We start from the raw sequence: 21,526 nt of genomic DNA on the forward strand, positions 1-21,526 counted from the left end.
CTTGCCGGTCATCCGCAGGTCCGACGGCCCATCACAAGAACGACAAGACGAGGCTCGCCATGCCCGAGGTACTGGATACCTACGACTACCTCATCGTTGGCGCCGGACCTGCCGGCTGCCTGCTGGCCAACCGGCTTTCCGCCGACCCTGCCAACCGTGTCCTGCTGCTGGAAGCCGGCGGCCCGGACAACTATCCCTGGATCCACATTCCCGTCGGCTACCTCTACTGCATCGGCAACCCGCGTACCGACTGGTGCTTCGACACCGACGAGGTCCCCGGGCTCAACGGTCGTTCCCTGAAGTACCCGCGCGGCAAGGTGCTCGGAGGATGCTCCTCGATCAATGGCATGATCTACATGCGTGGCCAGGCCCGCGACTACGACCAGTGGGTGGCCGAAGGCAATCCGGGCTGGAGCTGGAGAGAGCTGCTGCCGCTGTTCCGCAGGATGGAGGACCATTTCGCCGGGACCAGCGAAATGCACGGCGCCGGCGGCGAATGGCGGGTAGAACGCCAGCGGCTCTCCTGGAAGCTGCTCGATGCCTTCCAGCAGGCGGCGGCGCAGACCGGCATCGCCAGCGTCGAGGATTTCAACGGTGGCGACAACGAAGGCTGCGGCTACTTCCAGGTCAACCAGCGCGGCGGGGTGCGCTGGAATGCCTCGAAAGGCTTCCTGCGCGGCATCGCCCAGCGCGCCAACCTGACGGTTCTGACCCATGCCGAAGTCCAGCGAGTGCTCCTCGAGGACGGCCGCGCCAGGGCCCTGTCGGTCCGTTGGCAGGGCCGCGAGCAGCGCTTCGAGGCGCGCCGCGAGATCGTCCTGAGCGCCGGCGCGATCGGTTCGCCGTGCCTGCTGCAACGCTCCGGGATCGGCCCGCGGGACCTGCTGGAGCGGCTCGGCGCCGGGGTCGTCCACGAGTTGCCCGGGGTCGGTGGCAATCTCCAGGATCACCTGCAGCTGCGCATGATCTACAAGGTCGACGGCGTTCCCACCCTCAACCAGATCGCCGGCAGCCTATGGGGCAAGCTGGGCATGGGCCTGCGCTACCTGGCGAGCCGCAGCGGGCCGTTGTCGATGGCGCCGAGCCAACTGGGCGCCTTCGCCCGCTCCGATCCGCAGCAGCCCTCGGCCAACCTCGAATACCATGTCCAGCCGCTCTCGCTGGATCGCTTCGGCGAGCCGCTGCATGCCTTCCCTGCGTTCACCGCGTCGGTCTGCGACCTGCGCCCGCACAGCCGGGGGACGGTGCGCATCCGCTCGCTCGACCCGGGCGAGGCGCCGTCGATCCAGCCCAACTACCTGAGCGATCCGCGCGACCTGAAGGTCGCCGCCGACGCCATACGCCTGACCCGCCGCATCGCCGCCGCACCGGCGCTGGCCGCCTTCCGTCCGCAGGAATACAAGCCCGGCCCGGAATACCGCAGCGAAGAGGATCTGCAGCGCGCTGCGGCGGAGATCGGCACCACCATCTTCCACCCTGCCGGCACCTGCCGCATGGGCCAGGGGCCGCAAGCGGTGGTGGATGCGCAATTGAGGGTGCACGGAATCCCCGGCCTGCGCATCGCCGATGCCTCGATCATGCCCAGCCTGACCTCCGGCAACACCTGTTCGCCGGTGCTGGTGATCGCCGAGAAGGCGGCGCAGATGATTCTCGCCGAGCGCCGCCGCGAGGCCGCGCCGCAGGTCGTCGAAAGCGCCATGGCGGCCGGCGGCAAGGAGGCGGTGGAGGCCTGAGGATCGCTACACCCCGTATCGCGTGGCGCCCGGCGCCGCAGCGGTCGACGCTGAAAACGGAAATGGCAGACAACAATAAGAGCCCCCACAAGGGGCGGGAGAGCCGCAATGACCGAGTACGCAACGACCCCTTCCTACACAGTGCCTGCGACCACGCCCCAGGAGGAGCGCAAGGTGATCTTCGCCTCCTCGCTGGGCACGGTCTTCGAGTGGTACGACTTCTTCCTCTACGGCGCCCTGGCGGCGGTGATCAGCAAGCAGTTCTTCGCCGGCGTCAACGACACCACGGCCTTCATCTTCGCCCTGATGGCCTTCGCCGCCGGCTTCCTGGTGCGGCCCTTCGGCGCGCTGGTGTTCGGCCGCCTGGGCGACATGATCGGGCGCAAGTACACCTTCCTGGTGACCATCCTGTTGATGGGGTTGTCGACCTTCGCTGTCGGCCTGCTGCCCACCTATGCCTCGATCGGGGTCGCCGCGCCGATCATCCTGGTCACCTTGCGCATGCTCCAGGGCCTGGCCCTGGGCGGCGAGTACGGCGGCGCGGCGATCTATGTCGCCGAGCACGCCCCGGCGAACAAGCGCGGTAGCTACACCAGTTGGATCCAGTCCACCGCGACCCTCGGCCTGTTGCTCTCGCTGCTGGTGATCCTGGCCTGTCGCCAGTTGACCGGCGACGAGTTCGAGACCTGGGGCTGGCGCCTGCCATTCCTGCTGTCCATCGTCCTGCTGGGCATCTCCACCTGGATCCGCCTGTCCATGCGCGAGTCGCCAGCGTTCCTCAAGATGAAGGCCGAGGGCAAGGTCAGCAAGGCGCCGCTGCGCGAGTCCTTCACCCAGTGGGGCAACCTGAAGGTGGTGCTGACCGCGCTGTTCAGCATCAATGCCGGCCAGGCGGTGACCTTCTACACGGCGCAGTTCTACGTGCTGTTCTTCCTTACCCAGGTGCTCAAGGTCGATGGCGGCACCGCCAACGGTCTGCTGATCGTCGCCCTGGTGCTTGGCGCGCCGTTCTTCATCGTCGCCGGCTGGCTGTCCGACCGCATCGGCCGCAAGCCGGTGCTGCTGGCCGGCCTGTTGCTCGCCACGCTGTTCTACTTCCCGCTGTTCAAGGGCCTGACCCACTACGCCAACCCGGCCATCGACCAGGCCAGCCGGCAGTCGCCGATCAGCGTGGTGGCCGACCCGGCGACCTGCACTTTCCAGTTCGACCCGGTAGGCAAGGCGACCTTCGACAGCCCCTGCGACAAGGTCAAGACCTTCCTGGTCAAGGCCGGCCTGCCCTACTCGACGGTGGCGGCGCCCGCCGGCAGCGACGTCAGGGTGCGGATCGGCGAGACCGAGATCGCCGGCTTCGACGCCGAAGCGATGGCGGCCGCGGTGAAGACGGCAGGCTATCCGCAGCAGGCCGACGGCAGCCAGGTGAACAAGCCGATGGTGATCGCCATCATCTTCGCCCTGGTACTGATCTCCACCCTCTGCTATGGCCCGCTGGCGGCGCTGATGGTCGAACTGTTCCCGACCCGCATCCGCTATTCCTCGCTGTCCCTGCCGTACCATATCGGCAACGGCTGGTTCGGCGGCTTCCTGCCCACGGTCTCGTTCGCCCTGGTGGTGTACACCGGCGACATCTTCTACGGCCTCTGGTATCCGGTGCTGATCACCGGCGGTAGCCTGGTCTGCGCCTTGCTGTTCCTCCGCGAAACCCGCCATACCGACATCCACCGGTGAAATCGCGCCCCGTTCCCGGCATGGGGACGGGGCGCACATTCCCTCCGTGATGAGCCTGTCTTCTCAGAAAAGTCTGGCTTGCCAGTTTTCTTTCTTTCTCTTTCTGCCACACTTCTGGCGTCAAAAAACGCCTTTCCAGCGCCTACAATAGCGGGAAAACCCTATGGCGCTGCTTGCCGGTGCCGGGGACGGCCTATACAGTCCGCGCGATTGACGGGCCGTTGTGGCGGCAGGAACGAATCCGGACTCGAGTCTTGGGGAAAAATGTGAAGAACTGGACTGTTCGCCAGCGAATCCTGGCAAGTTTCGCCGTGATCATCGCGATCATGCTGCTGATGGCCGCTACTGCGTACGTGAAGATGTTGACGGTGGAAAAGGGCGCCTACCGTGTCCAGGACGACGCCATGCCGGGGATGTACTTCATCACGCTGGTACGCAGTTCGTGGACCGACAACTACTTGCAGACCCAGGAACTGTTCGGCATCACCGACGACCACGAGCTGAGCAAGGCCGAGGCCGACAGTATCCTCGCCAGCGAGGAGCGCCTGGACCAGCAGATCGCCTCCTACCAGAAGACCATGAACCCGGACGAGGCCCGCGACCACGAGTTGCTCGCCGGTTTCCAGGCCGTGCGCAAGAACTACCTGGAGCAGCACGACAAGGTGCTCGAGCTTTACCGCGAGAAGCGCTTCGAGGAAGCCGGCAAGCTCGTCGCCGGCCCGTTGACCGAGCACTGGCGCGAGGGCCGCAAGTACCTCAACGAGATGATCGAGCTGAACAAGGACATCGCCGATCGCGCCTCGGACAACATCGTAAACGCGGTGGACGATGCCGAACTGAGCATGCTGGTGACCCTGCTGCTGGCGGTGGTGGTAGCCGGCATCTGCGGTTTCCTGCTGTTGCGGGCGATCACCCAGCCGATCCAGAAGATCGTCCGCAGCCTCGACCTGATGGCCGGTGGCGACCTCACCGCACGCCTGAACCTCGGCCGGCGTGACGAATTCGGCGCCATCGAGACCGGTTTCAACGGCATGGCCGAAGAGCTCAAGGGCCTGGTGTCGCAGGCCCAGCGTTCTTCGGTGCAGGTCACCACCTCAGTCACCGAGATCGCCGCGACCTCCAAGCAGCAGCAGGCCACCGCCACCGAAACCGCCGCGACCACCACGGAGATCGGCGCCACTTCTCGCGAGATCGCCGCCACCTCGCGCGACCTGGTGCGGACCATGAGCGAAGTCTCCGGCGCCGCCGAGCAGACGTCGACCCTGGCCGGTTCCGGCCAGTTGGGCCTGGCGCGCATGGAGGAAACCATGCACCACGTGATGGGCGCGGCCGACCTGGTCAACGCCAAGCTGGCGATCCTCAACGAGAAGGCCGGCAACATCAACCAGGTGGTCACCACCATCGTCAAGGTCGCCGACCAGACCAACCTGCTCTCGCTGAACGCCGCCATCGAGGCGGAGAAAGCCGGCGAGTACGGCCGCGGGTTCGCCGTGGTGGCCACCGAGGTGCGCCGGCTGGCGGACCAGACCGCGGTCGCCACCTACGACATCGAGCAGATGGTGCGCGAGATCCAGTCGGCGGTATCGGCCGGGGTGATGGGCATGGACAAGTTCTCCGAGGAGGTCCGCCGCGGTATCGCCGAGGTCGGCCAGGTCGGCGAGCAACTGTCGCAGATCATTCAGCAGGTGCAGGCGCTGGCGCCGCGGGTGCAGATGGTCAACGAGGGTATGCAGGCCCAGGCTACCGGTGCCGAGCAGATCAACCAGGCGCTGGTGCAACTGGGCGAGGCCACCGGGCAGACCGTGGAGTCGCTGCGCCAGGCCAGCTTCGCCATCGATGAGCTGAACCTGGTGGCGAACGGGCTGCGCAACGGCGTATCCCGCTTCAAAGTCTGAGGCTGTGACCGTGTCCCGCTCCACCGGCGATCATCGACGCACCAGCAAGCTGTTCCTGCTGTTCCGCATGGAAGGCGACCGCTATGCCCTGGATGCCCGCGAAGTGGTCGAAGTGCTGCCGCTGCTGCGCCTGAAGCGCATTCCGGAGGCGCCGGAATGGGTCGCCGGGGTGTTCTCCCATCGCGGCGTCCTGGTCCCGGTGCTCGACCTCTGCGCAATGGCCTTCGGCCGCGCGGCGCTGGCCCGCACCAGCACGCGCATCGTGCTGGTCGAATACCGCGCCCGCCAGGACCGGGAGCCGGTCTGGCTCGGACTGATCCTCGAACAGGCCACCGATACCCTGCGCTGCGAACCGTCGGCGTTCCGCGACTATGGCCTGGACAACGGCGGGGCCCGCTATCTCGGTCCGGTCTATGAAGGACCACGGGGACTGGTGCAATGGGTGCGGGTCGAGGCATTGCTGCCCGACGAAGTGCGCGCCCTGCTGTTCCCGCCGGAGTGCGGCGAGGGGACGGCATGAACGATCGCTTCGAACGCCTGCTCAAGAGCAGGATCGGCCTGGATGCCAGCTCGGTGGGCAGCGCGGTGATCGAGCGCGCGGTACGCCAGCGCATGAGCGGCCTCGCGCTGCACGACGAGGACGAATACTGGATGCGCCTGAACGGCTCGCCGGGCGAGGTGCAGGCGCTGATCGAAGCGGTGGTGGTGCCGGAGACCTGGTTCTTCCGCTACCCGGAGTCGTTCACCACCCTCGCCAGGCTGGCCTTCGAGCGCCTGCCGAGCCTGGGCGGCGGACGCGCGCTAAGGATCCTCAGCCTGCCCTGTTCCACCGGCGAGGAGCCGTATTCCATCGTCATGGCCTTGCTCGATGCCGGGCTCTCCGAGTACCTGTTCGAGGTCGACGCCCTCGACGTCAGCGCTCGGGTGATCGAGCGCGCCAGCCTCGGGGTGTACGGCAGGAATTCCTTCCGCGGCGACGAACTGGGGTTTCGCGACCGCCATTTCAGCGAGGTCGCCGAGGGCTACCAGTTGGCCGAGCAGGTTCGCCGCAAGGTGCGCTTCCGCTGCGGCAATTTGCTCGATCCCGGGCTACTGGCGGGCGAGGCACCCTACGATTTCGTGTTCTGTCGCAACCTGCTGATCTATTTCGACCGCCCGACCCAGAGCGAGGTGGTCGAGGTGCTCAAGCGCCTGTTGCGGTCGGACGGCGCGATGTTCATCGGTCCGGCCGAGGCGAGCCTGCTCAGCCAGCACGGCATGCAGCCGATCGGCGTGCCGCTGTCTTTCGTGTTCCGCCGGACCAGCGAGGCGCCCCGCGGCGCGCGGCCCAAAGCGGTGAGCGACGGAGCGCGCCCGGTCGTTGCCGCCGCCGTGGAGCGTGCGAGTATTCGGCCTTCGCCGCCGCCACCGGCGAAACCGCGCCAGCGGCTATCCAGCCTGGTTCCGCCAGCCAGCGGCCAGCCCCTCGCCAGTCCCGTCGGCGAGTTCGACGAAATCGCCCGCCTGGCGGATGCCGGCCAGCACCGCGAGGCGCGCGCCGCCTGCGAGCGCCAACTGGCCGCGCGTGGGCCGTCGGCCACGGTCTTCTACTGGCTCGGGCTGCTCAGCGATGTCGCCGGGCAGGAGCAGGAAGCCCAGGATTTCTACCGCAAGGCCCTGTACCTGGAGCCGCAGCACGCCGAGGCGCTGGCGCACCTGGCGGCGCTGCTCGCCGCTCGCGGCGACCATGCCGGCGCCCGGCGCCTGCAGCAACGTGCGGCCCGTGGAGTGAACAAAGATGGTTGAGGCGAGCCTGACCTTGCTCGATACCCAACAGGTGGATGACTGCTGGAACCGCATCGGCGTGCATGGCGACAAGTCCTGCGAACGCCTGGCCGAGCATGTCCATTGCCGCAACTGCGAGGTTTACGCTGCCGCGGCGACCTACTTGCTGGACCGCATCGCCCTGCGCCAGGACCAGCTCGACAGCGCCGAAACGATGGACAGTCAGCGCGAACAGAGCGACCTCGGCGAGACGCGTTCGATCCTGGTGTTCCGCCTGGGCGAAGAGTGGTTCGGCCTGGCCACCGGGAGCCTGGTGGAAGTGGCGCCGATGAATCCTATCCATTCCCTGCCGCACCAGCGCTCGCGCGCCCTGCAAGGGGTGACCAACGTGCGCGGCGCGCTGGTCGCCTGCCTTTCCCTCGGCGAACTGCTGGATCTCGAACCCGGCGCCGCGCCGGTCAGCGAGCGCCGGGTGGTTCCGCGCATGCTGATCATTTCCGCCGCCGGCGGTCCGGTGGTGGCGCCGGTGGAGGAAGTCGACGGCATCCATGCGATTCCGCTGGCGCGGATACTGCCGCCCAACCACACCGACGGCCAGGCCTCGCGCCGGCACGTGGCCGGCGTGCTGCAATGGCGCGAGCGGAGCATCACCCTGCTCGACGAAGGCCCTCTCCTGCAAGCCGTAGCGCGGAGCCTGGCATGACCCCGGACCAGATGAGAGACGCGTCGCTGCTCGAGCTGTTCCGGCTCGAGGCGGAGGCCCAGACCCAGGTGCTCAACGCCGGCCTGATGGCGCTGGAGCGCAGCCCGACCCAGGCCGACCAACTGGAAGCCTGCATGCGCGCCGCGCACTCGCTGAAAGGCGCGGCGCGGATCGTCGGGCTGGACGCCGGCGTGCGCGTGGCGCACGTCATGGAGGATTGCCTGGTGGAGGCGCAGGACGGACGCCTGCTCCTGCAATCGGAACATATCGATGCGTTGCTCCAGGGCTGCGACCTGTTGCTGCGTATCGGCACCCCGCCAGCCGGCGACGCAGGCTGGGCCGAAGGCGCCGGGCGGGAAGAGATCGACGGCCTGGTGCTGCGCCTCGAAGGCCTGGTGCGCAGCGGCCTGCCGCTGGCCCGCGCGGAGCTGCCGGCGACGACTCCCGGTCTGCCGGAAGCGGTCCCCGAGGCGCCGCCAGCGGCGTCAGCGGCCGCCAGCGACGACAACGACGAGGAGCCCGCCGGGCAGGCGGGCGGCGAACAGGCCGAGGAGCGCCGCAGCCGGGTCCTGCGGGTCACCGCCGAACGCCTGGACCGGCTGCTGGATATCTCCAGCAAGTCGCTGGTGGAGTTCCAGCGCATCAAGCCGCTGGCCGATTCCCTGCAACGCCTGCGTCGCCTGCAGTCCAGCGCCAGCCGCGCGCTCGACGTGGTACGCGAGACGGTCCAGGAAACCGCCCTCGACCCGCAGGCCCAGGCCATGCTCGGCGAGGCGCGGCAACTGATTGGCGAATGCCAGCAGATGCTGGTGCAGCACATCGCCGATCTCGACGAGTTCGCCTGGCAGGGCGGCCAGCGTGCCCAGGTGCTCTACGACGCGGCGCTGGCCTCGCGGATGCGGCCATTCGCCGACGTCCTTAGCGGCCAGGCGCGGATGGTTCGCGACCTGGGCCGCTCGCTGGGCAAGCAGGTGCGCCTGCTGGTCGAGGGCGAAAGCACCCAGGTCGACCGGGATGTCCTGGAAAAACTCGAAGCGCCGCTCACCCACCTGCTACGCAATGCCGTCGATCACGGTATCGAGGCGCCGGAAACCCGCCTCGCCGCCGGCAAGCCGGCCGAGGGCAGGATCACCATCCGCGCCCGCCACCACGCCGGCATGCTGGTCCTGGAACTGAGCGACGACGGCGGCGGCATCGATCTGCAGCGCCTGCGCGAGACCGTGCTCAATCGCCAGTTCGCCACCGCCGAGACCGTGGCGCAACTGAGCGAGGAGGAACTCCTGGCGTTTCTCTTCCTGCCCGGCTTCAGCATGCGCGAGCAGGTCACCGAGGTGTCCGGTCGCGGCGTCGGACTGGACGCCGTGCAGCACATGGTCCGCCAGTTGCGCGGCGGCGTGCGCATGGAGCAACGCCAGGGGCAGGGAGCGCTGTTTCACGTCGAGGTGCCGCTGACCCTGTCCGTGGTGCGCAGCCTGGTGGTGGAGATCGGCGAGGAGGCCTACGCCTTCCCGCTGGCGCACATCGAGCGCATGTGCGAGCTGGAAGCGGAGGAGATCGTCCAGCTCGAAGGTCGCCAGCACTTCTGGTACGAGGGTCGCCATGTCGGCCTGGTCTCGGCTGCGCAACTGCTGCAGCGGCCCGAGAGCAGCCGCACCGAAGGGGCCATCCCGGTAGTGGTGGTGCGCGACCGCGATGCGGTCTACGGCGTCGCCGTGGAGCGTTTCGTCGGCGAGCGTACCCTGGTGGTGATGCCTCTCGATCCGCGCCTGGGCAAGGTGCGCGACGTTTCCGCCGGCGCCTTGCTGGACGACGGTTCGCCGGTGCTGATCCTGGACGTCGAGGACCTCCTGCATTCGGTCGGCAAGCTGCTCAGCAGCGGCCGCCTGGAGCGCATCGATCGCAGCCGGCGGCAGGCCGGCGGGGCGCAACGCAAGCGCATCCTGGTGGTCGACGACTCGCTCACGGTGCGTGAGCTGGAACGCAAGCTCCTGCTCGGCCGCGGCTACGACGTGGCAGTGGCGGTGGATGGCATGGACGGCTGGAACGCCCTGCGCTCGGAGCATTTCGACCTGCTCATCACCGATATCGACATGCCGCGCATGGACGGTATCGAACTGGTCACCCTGGTGCGTCGCGACAGCCGCCTGCAGTCGCTGCCGGTGATGGTGGTGTCGTACAAGGATCGTGAGGAGGACCGTCGGCGCGGTCTCGACGCCGGCGCCGACTATTATCTGGCGAAGGCCAGTTTCCACGATGAGGCCTTGCTGGATGCCGTCGTCGTCCTGATCGGAGAAGCACAGGGTTGAGGATCGGAATCGTCAATGACATGCCGTTGGCCGTCGAGGCGCTGCGCCGCGCGCTGGCCTTCGAGCCGCAGCACCAGATCGTCTGGGTCGCCAGCAACGGTGCCGAGGCGGTGACCCAGTGCGCCGCCGATACGCCCGACGTGGTGCTGATGGACCTGCTCATGCCGGTGATGGACGGCGTCGAGGCAACTCGTCGGATCATGGCGGAAAGTCCTTGCGCGATCGTGATTGTTACCGTCGATATCGAGCAGAATGTGCACCGGGTTTTCGAAGCGATGGGATATGGGGCGCTCGATGCGGTGAACACGCCGGCGCTGGGCATCGGCAACCCGCAAACGGCGGCGGCGCCGTTGTTGCGCAAGATTCAGAACGTCGGCTGGCTGATCGGCCAGCGCGATAACCGTGGCAAGGTCCAGGTGGTGCCGCCGAAGGCCGGCGGGGCGCGCCAGCGTCTGGTGGCGATCGGCGCCTCGGCTGGCGGTCCGGCGTCGCTCGCGGTGTTGCTCAAGCAACTGCCGGCCAGTTTCAATGCCGCGGTGGTGCTGGTGCAGCATGTCGACGAGGTATTCGCCGCCGGCATGGCCGAATGGCTGGCCAGCGAATCGAAGCTGCCGGTGCGCCTGGCGCGCGATGGCGAGCCGCCGATACCGGGGCAGATCCTGCTGGCGGGGACCAACAATCACATCCGCCTGCTGCGCAACGGTTCGCTGGTGTACACCGCCGAACCGCGTTCTTTCGTCTACCGGCCGTCCATCGACGTGTTTTTCGAGAGCGTGGCGAATTATTGGCGTGGCGATGCCGTGGGCGTGCTGCTGACCGGCATGGGCCGCGACGGCGCCCAGGGCCTCAAGCAGATGCGCGAGCGCGGTTTCCTCACCATCGCCCAGGACCAGGCCAGTTGCGCAGTCTACGGGATGCCGAAGGCCGCGGCGGCGATCGATGCCGCGGTGCAGATCCTTTCCCTGGAAAAGATCGCCCCGCGCCTGGCGGAGGTATTCGATTAGCCGGGTTCGACTCCGGCCAGGCGCCAGGGTAGGCGCCGGCGCCCGCCGCGGCGGTGCGTGGAACAGCATTCAATTTGATACGAGGGGCCCCGGTCCCGGAGAGAAACATGCACAACCCTCATGAGAGCAAGACCGACCTGGGCGCCCCTCTGGACGGCGCGGTCATGGTACTGCTTGTCGATGATCAGGCCATGATCGGAGAGGCTGTGCGTCGCTCACTGGCGAGCGAGGCGGGCATCGACTTCCATTTCTGTTCCGATCCGCAGCAGGCGGTGGCGGTGGCCAACCAGATCAAGCCGACGGTGATCCTCCAGGACCTGGTGATGCCCGGCGTCGACGGCCTCACGCTGCTCGCTGCCTACCGCAGCAACCCGGCGACCCGCGACATCCCGATCATCGTCCTGTCGACCAAGGAAGAGCCGACGGTGAAGAGCGCGGCGTTCGCCGCCGGCGCCAACGACTACCTGGTCAAGCTGCCTGACGCCATCGAGCTGGTGGCGCGTATCCGCTACCACTCGCGTTCGTACATCGCCCTGCAGCAACGCGACGAGGCCTATCGGGCGCTGCGCGAGAGCCAGCAGCAGTTGCTGGAGACCAACCTGGTGCTGCAGCGGCTGATGAACTCCGACGGCCTGACCGGGCTCTCCAACCGTCGTCACTTCGACGAATACCTGGAGATGGAGTGGCGCCGCTCGCTGCGCGAGCAGTCGCAACTGTCGCTGCTGATGATCGACGTGGACTATTTCAAGAGCTACAACGACACCTTCGGCCACGTCGCCGGCGACGAGGCCCTGCGCCAGGTCGCCGGGGCCATCCGCGAGGGCTGCAGTCGCTCCTCGGACCTGGCGGCTCGGTACGGCGGCGAGGAGTTCGCCATGGTCCTCCCGGGCACCTCGCCGGGCGGCGCACGGTTGCTGGCGGAGAAGGTCCGGCGCACGGTGGAGAGCCTGCAGATCAGCCACGACCAGCCACGCCCGGGCTCGCACCTGACCGTCAGCATCGGCGTCAGCACCCTGGTGCCGGGCGGCGGCGGGCAAACCTTCCGGGTTCTCATCGAGATGGCCGACCAGGCGCTCTACCAGGCCAAGAACAATGGCCGCAACCAGGTCGGCCTGATGGAACAGCCGGTGCCGCCGGCCCCGGCGGGCTGAGCGGCGCGCGGCGGCCATGCGTCGCCGGCCGGCATTAAATAGAGGCCGGCGTACTGCCTGTGGGGCGCAAGTGCAGTATACTTCGCAGCTTTTCGACGTTTTCCCGCGAGTGAGCGCCAGCCATGGAAATCAACCCGATCCTCAACAGCATCAAGGACCTCTCCGAGCGCACCCAGACCATTCGGGGGTATCTTTGACTACGATCAGAAGCATGATCGCCTGGTCGAAGTAAACCGCGAGCTCGAAGACCCCAACGTCTGGAACAACCCTGAATACGCCCAGAACCTCGGCCGCGAGCGCGCCCAGCTGGCGCAGGTGGTGGAAACCCTGGACGACCTGACCAGCGGCCTGGCCGACTCCCGCGACCTGCTGGACATGGCGGTCGAGGAAGACGACGAGGGCGCCGTCGACGACGTTGCCAACGAAGTCGAGCGTCTGCGCGAGATCCTCGAGAAGCTGGAGTTCCGCCGCATGTTCAGCGGCGAGATGGACCCGAACAACGCCTACCTGGACATCCAGGCCGGCTCCGGCGGCACCGAGGCCCAGGACTGGGCCAACATGCTGCTGCGCATGTACCTGCGCTGGGCCGACAAGCACGGCTTCGACGCCACTATCATCGAGCTGTCCGAGGGCGAGGTCGCCGGCATCAAGGGCGCCACCGTGCACATCAAGGGCGAGTACGCCTTCGGCTGGCTGCGCACCGAGATCGGCGTGCACCGCCTGGTGCGCAAGAGTCCGTTCGACTCCGGCAACCGTCGCCACACCTCGTTCACCGCGGTGTTCGTATCGCCGGAAATCGACGACAACATCGAGATCGAGATCAACCCGGCCGACCTGCGCATCGATACCTACCGCTCCTCCGGCGCGGGCGGTCAGCACGTGAACACCACCGATTCGGCGGTGCGGATCACCCACGTGCCGACCAATACCGTGGTGGCGTGCCAGAACGAACGCTCCCAGCACGCCAACAAGGACACCGCGATGAAGATGCTGCGGGCCAAGTTGTACGAGCTGGAAATGCAGAAGCGTACCGCCGCGTCCCAGGCCCTGGAGGACTCCAAGTCCGACATCGGCTGGGGCCACCAGATCCGCTCCTACGTGCTCGACCAGTCGCGGATCAAGGACCTGCGTACCGGTATCGAGCGCAGCGACTGCGACAAGGTGCTCGACGGCGATCTAGACGAATACCTCGAAGCCAGCCTCAAACAGGGGCTGTAAAGCTGCTGCGCCTGGCCAGGCCGCGTTGGAAAATGGTTCGGACTGCTCGTTTTTTACGATCGTGAACTCCGTGTCCTCGCCATTTCCCGCCTTGCCTGGCCGGCGTTCGCTACGCTTTTCGCCCCTGTTGCGCAATCCGTTTCCACAGGCAAGAGAGCCTAACCAGGAACCACCAAGACCATGAGCGACCAACAACTCGACCAGCACGAACTGCAACAGGAAGAAAACAAGCTGATCGCCCAGCGCAAGGAAAAACTTGCCGCCGTGCGCGAAGCCCGGGCCATCGCCTTCCCCAACGACTTCCGCCGCGACGCCTACTTCGCGGACCTGCAGAAACAGTACGCCGACAAGACCAAGGAAGAGCTGGAAGCCGCAGCGATCCCGGTCAAGGTGGCCGGTCGGATCATGCTCAACCGCGGTTCCTTCATCGTCCTCCAGGACAGCAGCGAGCGCCTGCAGGTCTACGTCAACCGCAAGACCCTGCCGGAAGAAACCCTGGCCGAGATCAAGACCTGGGACCTGGGCGACATCATCGGCGCCGAAGGCGTGCTGGCCCGCTCGGGCAAGGGCGACCTGTACGTCGACATGACCAGCGTGCGCCTGCTGACCAAGTCGCTGCGTCCGCTGCCGGACAAGCACCATGGCCTGACCGACACCGAGCAGCGCTACCGCCAGCGCTACGTCGACCTGATGGTCAACGAGGAAACCCGCCACACCTTCCGCGTGCGTTCCCAGGTCATCGCCCACATCCGCCGTTTCCTCAGCGAGCGCGGTTTCCTCGAAGTGGAGACCCCGATGCTGCAGACCATCCCCGGCGGCGCCGCGGCCAAGCCGTTCGAGACCCATCACAACGCGCTGGACATGGCCATGTTCCTGCGCATCGCCCCGGAGCTGTACCTCAAGCGCCTGGTGGTCGGCGGTTTCGAGAAGGTCTTCGAGATCAACCGCAACTTCCGTAACGAAGGCGTCTCGACCCGGCACAACCCCGAGTTCACCATGCTCGAGTTCTACCAGGCCTACGCCGACTACGAAGACAACATGGACCTGACCGAGGAACTGTTCCGCGAACTGGCCCAGGCGGTACTCGGTACCACCGACGTGCCCTACGGCGACAAGGTCTTCCACTTCGGCGAGCCGTTCGTGCGCCTGTCGGTGTTCGATTCGATCCTCAAGTACAACCCGGAGATCACCGCCGCCGACCTCAACGACGTCGAGAAGGCGCGGGCCATCGCCAAGAAGGCCGGCGCCAAGGTCCTCGGCCACGAAGGCCTGGGCAAGCTGCAGGTGATGATTTTCGAGGAACTGGTGGAGCACAAGCTGGAGCAGCCGCACTTCATCACCCGCTACCCCTTCGAGGTTTCGCCGCTGGCCCGCCGCAACGACGAAGACCCGAGCGTCACCGACCGCTTCGAGCTGTTCATCGGCGGCCGCGAGATCGCCAATGCCTATTCCGAGCTGAACGACGCCGAGGACCAGGCCGAGCGCTTCATGTTGCAGGTCAAGGAGAAGGACGCCGGCGACGACGAGGCGATGCACTACGACGCCGACTTCATCAATGCCCTGGAATACGGCATGCCGCCGACCGCCGGCGAAGGCATCGGCATCGACCGCCTGGTGATGCTGCTGACCAACTCGCCGTCGATCCGCGACGTGATCCTGTTCCCGCACATGCGCCCGCAGGCCTGAGCGCCGCAACAGTCCATGGAAAAGCCGCCTTCGGGCGGTTTTTTCATGGCCGCGCGGTGTCCCGGCCGCCGGGCCAGGGGCCGATAACCGCCGATCCGCCGGCTGACCACGGAAGGTGCGGGTGGGATCGGAGCTTCCCCGATAGCGGCCGATTGATTCCACGCGAAAAAGTCCGAACAATGCCCCATCGTCCGCGAGCGGAGGAAACACCGTGTCCCGAGTAGCTCCCAGAGACAGCGCCGCGCAGGCCGCCAGCGCGGTAGCCGAAAGCGTTCGTTACCAGGGCCGCAAGGCCAGCCGCCAGGGCAGCGAGCAGCGGCGCCAGGCGATTCTCGATGCCGCCATGCGCCTGATCGTCCGCGACGGCGTACGGGCCGTGCGCCACCGCGCGGTGGCCGCCGAGGCCCAGGTGCCGTTGTCGGCCACCACCTACTACTTCAAGGACATCGACGATCTCATCACCGACACCTTCGCCCTCTTCGTCGAGCGCAACGCAGAGGCGCTGTCGGCGTTCTGGAGCAGCGTGGAGGGCGACCTCCAGGAGATGGCCGCGGTGCTGGCCGACGACCCCGGCGCCCGTGGCTCGCTGGTGGAACGGATCGTCGAGCTGGCCGTGCAGTATGTCCAGGTCCAGCTCACCGAGCGCCGCGAGCACCTGCTGGCCGAACAGGCCTTCCGCCAGGAGGCGTTGCTCAACCCGCGCCTGCGCGAACTGGCCGATGCCCACCAGCGGATTCTCTCCCTCGGCGCCGTGCATTTCTTCCAGGTGCTCGGTTCCGGGCAGCCCGAGCAGGACGCCAAGGTGTTGACGTCGATTATTCTGCAGATGGAATATCAGGGCCTCGTGGACGGGGTCGAGCAACTGGCCGTGGACGAAATGCGCGCCATACTCAGACGGTACCTGAATCTGGTCATGGGCCTGTGACCTGAGCGTCAACCCCGCCATGGCGGGGTTTTTCATACCCGAACCTTCCCTCGGCCAGCCGGTCGCAGGTTGCGGAGGGTTCCTAAGGAGCGTGTGATGAAAGCCTGGCGTTGCCTGGTGGTCCTGAGTTTCCTGCTGTTGGGCGGTTGCCTGGTCACCTTCAAGGAGCCGATACCGCCGCGCGAGGCGGCGCCGAGCCATCTGCTCGGGACCTGGAGCCGCGAGAACGAGTGGAAGGAAGAACAATTCCTGGAGATCACCCGTTCCGGCAGCAATGTCTACCGTGCGCTCAGCTACGTGGACAGCAAGGACAATACCGAGAGCCTGGAAGACTACGGCTTCACCGTCTCCCACCAGGGCAAGCGCTGGTACCTGTCGGCCGGCCTGCCGAAGAGCCTGGGCGGCAACTTCATCATCGCCGGCTTCGAGATCACCGACGGTGACGAGCTGGTGATCTACAACCTCGACGTCGAGCGCATCGTCGAGGACCTCGGCGCCGGCCAGCTCGACGGCGAGACCGTCGACAGCGATCAGGGCAAGGGCGCGCTGGTGCGCAGCCCGTTGGCGAAGGTCTTCGCCTATCTGAACGATCCCGCCAATTCCGACGTGTTCGTCGAGGCCGCCCGCTTCCAGCGGGTCACCCAATGAGATTGCCGATGAGCCAGCGCAAGGCGCAGAACGACTACCAGAAGATCATCCGCTCCCTGTCCGATCGCATCGTCGAGGCGCAGACGCCGATCCGCGTGCTGGATGCGATCAAATGGGACGACGGGATCCGCCAGGACTTCCTCAAGGGCCGCGGCAAGCATGCGCCGAAGGTCGATCGCGGCTACTACGACAGCCGCCCGCTGGCCTTCGACGCCAGCGCCAAGAAGCAGGAATTCCAGAACATCGAGCGCGACATCACCCGCCAGTTGGGCCAGTTCAACCCGGTCGGGCAGATCATGCGGCGGATGTGCAAGGAATACCGGATGGTCATTCGCATGCTCGAGGCGCGCGGCACCCCGGACCTCGGGCTGATCTCCCAGGAACTCTACGGCTCGGCCTCGGACGCCTTCCATGCCGGCGATCCGACCCTGGCCGACCTCGGCCTGATGCTCTCCGACTACCTGAACAACATCGCCGACCGCGGCGATCTCAAGGACGAACCCAAGACCCTGACCGCCAAGGAGGTCGTACCGATCCTCCAGGCGCGGCTGAACACCGTGTTCGGCGAGGAGGAGGGCACCATCCGCGTGTTCGAGTCCGACGGCATCGTCGCCGACGCGGCGGCCGGCGCCGACTACATCAAGGTACGCGCCGACGCCCTGTTCAACGAGCGCGACGTGCGCGCGCTGGAGGTCCACGAGGGTCTGGTGCACGTCGGCACCACCCTGAACGGCCTGAGCCAGCCGATCTGCACCTTCCTCGCCAAGGGACCGCCGTCCTCCACCGTGACCCAGGAAGGCCTGGCGATCCTGATGGAGGTGATCGCCTTCGCCTCCTACCCGACCCGCCTGCGCAAGTTGACCAATCGCACCCGGGCGATCCACATGGCCGAGGAGGGCGCCGATTTCCTCGACGTGTTCCACTTCTACCGCGAGCAAGGCTACAGCCTGGAGGACAGCTACCAGAACGCCAGCCGGGTCTTCCGCGGCTCGACCCCGGATGGCCTGCCGTTCACCAAGGACCTGTCCTACCTGAAGGGCTTCATCCTCATCTACAACTACATCCAGCTCGCCGTGCGCAAGGGCAAGCTCGAACAGATCCCCCTGCTGTTCTGCGGCAAGACCACCCTGGAAGACATGCGCACCCTGCGCCAACTGGTGGACGAGGGCCTGGTGGCGCCGCCGAAGTACCTGCCGCCGCAGTTCCGCGACCTCAACGCGCTGTCGGCCTGGATGTGCTTCTCGAACTTCCTCAACCACCTCAGCCTGGACCGCATCGAAGCGGACTACGCGAACATCCTCTGACCGTTCCCCGCCGTGCCGGTCTTTCCCGGTGCGCGCGGGCGGTCGGCCGGCAAGCAAGGAGAACGGCGATGGCCAGCCACGAACTCGACTACCGCATCCTCGGCGAATCCATGCAGACCGTGGAGATCGAACTCGACCCCGGGGAAACCGTGATCGCCGAGGCCGGGGCGATGAACTACATGACCGGCGACATCCGCTTCACCGCGCGGATGGGCGACGGCTCCGACGGCAGCCTGCTGGGCAAGCTGTGGAGCGCCGGCAAGCGCAAGCTCGGTGGCGAGTCGGTGTTCATGACCCACTTCACCAACGAAGGCCAGGGCAAGCAGCACGTGGCCTTTGCCGCGCCCTATCCGGGCAGCGTGGTGGCGGTGGACCTGGACGATGTCGGCGGGTGCCTGTTCTGCCAGAAGGACTCGTTCCTCTGCGCAGCCTATGGCACCCGGGTCGGCATCGCCTTCACCAAGCGCCTGGGCGCCGGTTTCTTCGGCGGCGAGGGCTTCATCCTGCAGAAGCTCGAGGGCGATGGCCTGGTCTTCGTCCACGCCGGCGGCACGCTGATCCGCCGCCAGTTGAATGGCGAGACGCTGCGGGTCGACACCGGTTGCCTGGTGGCCTTCACCGACGGCATCGACTACGACGTGCAACTGGCCGGCGGCCTGAAGAGCATGCTGTTCGGCGGCGAAGGATTGCTGCTGACCACCCTCAAGGGCAGCGGCACCGTCTGGCTGCAGAGCCTGCCGTTCTCGCGCCTGGCCGGGCGCATCTACGACGCCACCTTTCGCGCCCGCGAAGAGGTAAGGACCAACAACGGATGAAGCGCCTGCTGATCCCGCTGCTGGTACTCGGCGCGCTGTTCCTCGGTGGCTGCAGTTCGCTGCTGTTCTATCCCGAGCCGGTGGTGCAGATCACTCCGGCGCGCGCCGGGCTGGAGTACCGCGACGTCACCCTGACCACCGCCGACGGCGTGCGCCTGCGCGCCTGGTGGCTGCCGGCGAAGAAAGGCGTGCCGGTGAAAGGCACCGTGCTCTACCTGCACGGCAACGGCGGCAACCTGTCCTGGCACCTCGGCGGCACGTGGTGGCTGCCCGCCGAGGGCTACCAGGTGCTGATGCTCGACTATCGCGGCTACGGCCAGTCGGAGGGCCAGCCGGGACTGCCGGAGGTCTACCGCGACATCGACGCGGCGTTCGCCTGGCTCGACCAGGCGCCGGAGGTGAAGGGCACCGAGCGCGTGCTGCTGGGGCAGAGTCTCGGCGGCGCGCTGGCGATCCACTACCTGGCCGAGCATCCGCAGCGCCAGGGCCAGTTCAAGGCGCTGGTGTTCGACGGGGTACCGGCGAGCTACCGCGGCATCGCCCGGCACATGCTGGACGGTTCCTGGCTGACCTGGCCACTGCAGGTGCCGCTGTCCTGGCTGGTGCCCGACGACGACAGCGCCATCCATTCGGTGGCGCGGCTTTCTGGCGCACCCATGCTGTTCTTTCACAGCATCGACGATACCATTGTGCCCCTCGAGAACGGCATCGCCCTGTACCGCCAGGCGCGGCCGCCGAAGGTCCTGCAACTGACCCGAGGCGGCCACGTGCAGACCTTCGCCGAAGCGACCTGGCAGGAAGTGATGCTGCGCTTCCTCGACGATCCCCATGGCTTCACCGGCCTGCGCCGGCTGGCCGAAATCCCGAACCGCGAATCCGCGAAACCCGAAGGCAATCCATGAGCGACCGTAACGTACTCCCCTGCATCCTGACCGGCATCGGTACCATCTTCGTCACCGTCGGCGTGCTCTGGTACTACGGCTACCTGCATTTCGCCAAGCCGCAGGACGCCCTGTTGCTGGCCGACTTCACCATGCTGAAGAGCCTGCCCGGCGAAGATGTGAAGCTGTCCCTGGAGCCGGCCAAGCAGGTCGCGCAGTGCATCGATGGCGTCCTGGTGCTGTTCGACACCGAGCAGAAGGGCCTTTCCGGCGTGCTGGTGGACAACAGGAAGCACGCCGTGCGCTGCGCCGGACAGGAAGTCCCGCAGGAAGTGAAATGACCGAGGTCCGCGTCTGGCAGGGAGACATCACCCGTCTTGCGGTGGATGCCATCGTCAACGCGGCGAACTCCTCGCTGCTCGGTGGGGGCGGTGTCGACGGCGCCATCCACCGCGCCGCCGGTGCCGAACTGGTGGCGGCCTGCCGCCTGCTGCACGGTTGCAAGACCGGCGAGGCGAAGATCACCCGTGGGTTCCGTCTGCCGGCGGCCCACGTGATCCACACCGTCGGCCCGGTCTGGCGCGGCGGCGACAACGGCGAAGCGGAGCTGCTGGCCAGCTGCTACCGGCGCAGCCTGGCGCTGGCCGAGCAGGCCGGGGCGGCCAGCGTCGCGTTCCCCGCCATCAGCTGCGGCATCTACGGCTATCCCTTGGAGCAGGCCGCGGCCATTGCCGTCGAAGAGGTCTGCCGGCAACGCCCGGCGCACAGCAGCCTGGAGGAAATCGTCCTGGTTGCCTTCGATAGCTCGATGGCCGAGCGCTACCAGCGCTTGCTCGGCGAGCGGCCTGTGGCCCGCTGATACCTGGAAAGCTCAAGCCCCACCCATGAAAAAGCCCCGCCGGATGGCGGGGCTTTTGGGCTTCCGTAGGGCTTATCAGCCGCTGACGGAGGAGCGTGGCGCGACCGGCTTGGCGTCGTTGGAAATGGTGACTTCCACCCGACGGTTCATGGCACGGCCGGAGCTGGTGCCGTTGCTGGCCACCGGATATTCCTTGCCGTAGCCACGGGTGGCTACGCGTTCCGGGCTGATGCCGCGGCTGAGCAGGGCCATGCGCACCGAGTCGGCACGACGCTCGGACAGGCGCTGGTTGTAGTTGGCGGAACCGGTGCTATCGGTGTAGCCCTCTACGATCACCTGGCGCTCCGGGTTCTGCTGGAGGAACTCGGCCAGTTGCTGGATGTTGCGCATGGCGCCGGGCTTCAGGTCGGACTTGTCGAGATCGAACAGAACGTCGCCGAAGGTCACCATGGTGCCGCGCGAGGTCTGCTTGGCATTCAGTTGGCTACGCAGCTTGTCCAGTTGCGCGGTGCGCGCGTCGAGGCGGGCCTGGGCGCGCTGGGCGGAGGCGTTCTGCAACTGCGCCTCGGCATTGCGCAGGACGATGGTCTGCTTGGCCAGTTCGATGCGCTGGTTGGTCAGGTAGGCCAGTTGGTCCACGTCGCGCTGGTCTTCGCCATCCTGGTAGGCCTTGTCGGCCTTGGCCAGCCAGTCGCCGGCGTCCTTGGTTTCCAGGGCCGCGACCTTGGTCGCGTCGGGCTGCGACTGCAGCGCGGAGAAGTTGCTGCGGGCCTGTTCCAGGTTGGCGTTCGGCGGCGTGGAGCAGGCGGCCAGCGCCAGGGCCAGCAGGGATACGGCGGGGAGGGCAATGTACTTACGCATAGGGGTCATCCTTAATCACGAATCGACGAAAGAAGGGCGGAATCC

Annotated in this window: 19 protein-coding genes; 18 read left to right on the forward strand and 1 reads right to left on the reverse strand. The window is 66.8% G+C overall.

Annotated features, from left to right (window positions below; genetic code table 11):
* Positions 1–59 precede the first annotated feature (59 nt).
* The 18 genes from LJF27_RS05120 to LJF27_RS05205 all read left to right on the forward strand — a co-directional run bounded on the left by LJF27_RS05120 (position 60) and on the right by LJF27_RS05205 (position 20,620).
* Positions 60–1,733 (forward strand): GMC family oxidoreductase, encoded by a 1,674-nt coding sequence (locus LJF27_RS05120; RefSeq protein ID WP_003159433.1) that lies wholly within the window; start codon positions 60–62, stop codon positions 1,731–1,733.
* Positions 1,734–1,841: 108 nt separating this feature from the next.
* Positions 1,842–3,461 carry an MFS transporter gene (locus LJF27_RS05125; RefSeq protein ID WP_003106293.1) on the forward strand — a complete coding sequence of 540 codons (1,620 nt, stop codon included), beginning with the start codon at positions 1,842–1,844 and terminating at the stop codon, positions 3,459–3,461.
* 266 nt (positions 3,462–3,727) lie between these two features.
* Positions 3,728–5,356, forward strand: coding sequence for a Wsp signal transduction system chemoreceptor WspA (wspA, locus tag LJF27_RS05130; RefSeq protein WP_003106291.1), 1,629 nt, complete (start codon positions 3,728–3,730; stop codon positions 5,354–5,356).
* A 4-nt stretch (positions 5,357–5,360) separates the two neighbouring features.
* Positions 5,361–5,876 (forward strand): chemotaxis protein CheW, encoded by a 516-nt coding sequence (locus LJF27_RS05135; RefSeq protein WP_003106290.1) that lies wholly within the window; start codon positions 5,361–5,363, stop codon positions 5,874–5,876.
* On the forward strand, positions 5,873–7,141 hold the full coding sequence (locus LJF27_RS05140) for a CheR family methyltransferase (RefSeq protein WP_003122132.1): 1,269 nt from the start codon (positions 5,873–5,875) through the stop codon (positions 7,139–7,141). The genes LJF27_RS05135 and LJF27_RS05140 overlap by 4 nt, the downstream gene beginning before the upstream one ends.
* On the forward strand, positions 7,134–7,823 hold the full coding sequence (locus LJF27_RS05145; RefSeq protein ID WP_023088104.1) for a chemotaxis protein CheW: 690 nt from the start codon (positions 7,134–7,136) through the stop codon (positions 7,821–7,823). The genes LJF27_RS05140 and LJF27_RS05145 overlap by 8 nt, the downstream gene beginning before the upstream one ends.
* Positions 7,820–10,129 (forward strand): Wsp signal transduction system sensor histidine kinase WspE, encoded by a 2,310-nt coding sequence (wspE, locus tag LJF27_RS05150; RefSeq protein WP_003103736.1) that lies wholly within the window; start codon positions 7,820–7,822, stop codon positions 10,127–10,129. Before LJF27_RS05145 ends, wspE begins: the two co-directional genes overlap by 4 nt.
* Positions 10,126–11,133, forward strand: a complete 1,008-nt coding sequence (gene wspF, locus LJF27_RS05155; RefSeq protein ID WP_003092534.1) for a Wsp signal transduction system protein-glutamate methylesterase WspF — start codon at positions 10,126–10,128, stop codon at positions 11,131–11,133. Before wspE ends, wspF begins: the two co-directional genes overlap by 4 nt.
* A 107-nt stretch (positions 11,134–11,240) precedes the next feature.
* Entirely contained in the window at positions 11,241–12,284 is a 1,044-nt protein-coding gene (gene wspR / locus LJF27_RS05160; RefSeq protein WP_003453677.1) for a Wsp signal transduction system regulator diguanylate cyclase WspR, read from the forward strand.
* A gap of 122 nt (positions 12,285–12,406) precedes the next feature.
* A protein-coding gene (gene prfB, locus LJF27_RS05165; protein WP_010895661.1) for a peptide chain release factor 2 occupies positions 12,407–13,502 on the forward strand; the annotation gives its coding sequence in 2 pieces (ribosomal slippage) (positions 12,407–12,478 and positions 12,480–13,502; 1,095 coding nt in all).
* Positions 13,503–13,682: 180 nt separating this feature from the next.
* Entirely contained in the window at positions 13,683–15,188 is a 1,506-nt protein-coding gene (gene lysS, locus LJF27_RS05170; RefSeq protein WP_003103728.1) for a lysine--tRNA ligase, read from the forward strand.
* A 211-nt stretch (positions 15,189–15,399) separates the two neighbouring features.
* Positions 15,400–16,113, forward strand: a complete 714-nt coding sequence (locus LJF27_RS05175) for a TetR/AcrR family transcriptional regulator (RefSeq protein WP_003092520.1) — start codon at positions 15,400–15,402, stop codon at positions 16,111–16,113.
* Between the two features lie 96 nt (positions 16,114–16,209).
* On the forward strand, positions 16,210–16,761 hold the full coding sequence (locus tag LJF27_RS05180) for a hypothetical protein (RefSeq protein WP_003103725.1): 552 nt from the start codon (positions 16,210–16,212) through the stop codon (positions 16,759–16,761).
* 8 nt (positions 16,762–16,769) lie between these two features.
* Positions 16,770–18,065: a flavohemoglobin expression-modulating QEGLA motif protein gene (locus LJF27_RS05185; RefSeq protein WP_003092515.1), complete on the forward strand. Its 1,296-nt coding sequence runs from the start codon at positions 16,770–16,772 to the stop codon at positions 18,063–18,065.
* Positions 18,066–18,133: 68 nt separating this feature from the next.
* Entirely contained in the window at positions 18,134–18,880 is a 747-nt protein-coding gene (locus tag LJF27_RS05190) for a TIGR00266 family protein (RefSeq protein ID WP_023088105.1), read from the forward strand.
* Entirely contained in the window at positions 18,877–19,782 is a 906-nt protein-coding gene (locus tag LJF27_RS05195; RefSeq protein ID WP_003103721.1) for an alpha/beta hydrolase, read from the forward strand. Before LJF27_RS05190 ends, LJF27_RS05195 begins: the two co-directional genes overlap by 4 nt.
* Complete coding sequence (locus LJF27_RS05200) at positions 19,779–20,102, forward strand: hypothetical protein (RefSeq protein WP_003092509.1); 324 nt, start codon at positions 19,779–19,781, stop codon at positions 20,100–20,102. The genes LJF27_RS05195 and LJF27_RS05200 overlap by 4 nt, the downstream gene beginning before the upstream one ends.
* Positions 20,099–20,620: an O-acetyl-ADP-ribose deacetylase gene (locus LJF27_RS05205; protein ID WP_003092502.1), complete on the forward strand. Its 522-nt coding sequence runs from the start codon at positions 20,099–20,101 to the stop codon at positions 20,618–20,620. Before LJF27_RS05200 ends, LJF27_RS05205 begins: the two co-directional genes overlap by 4 nt.
* 75 nt (positions 20,621–20,695) lie before the next feature.
* On the opposite strand, the gene LJF27_RS05210 is transcribed toward LJF27_RS05205, so the two are convergent.
* Entirely contained in the window at positions 20,696–21,481 is a 786-nt protein-coding gene (locus LJF27_RS05210) for an OmpA family protein (protein WP_003092499.1), read from the reverse strand.
* Positions 21,482–21,526: the final 45 nt, after the last annotated feature.

The organism is Pseudomonas sp. 203-8, from assembly GCF_020708595.1.
GTDB lineage: Bacteria > Pseudomonadota > Gammaproteobacteria > Pseudomonadales > Pseudomonadaceae > Pseudomonas > Pseudomonas aeruginosa.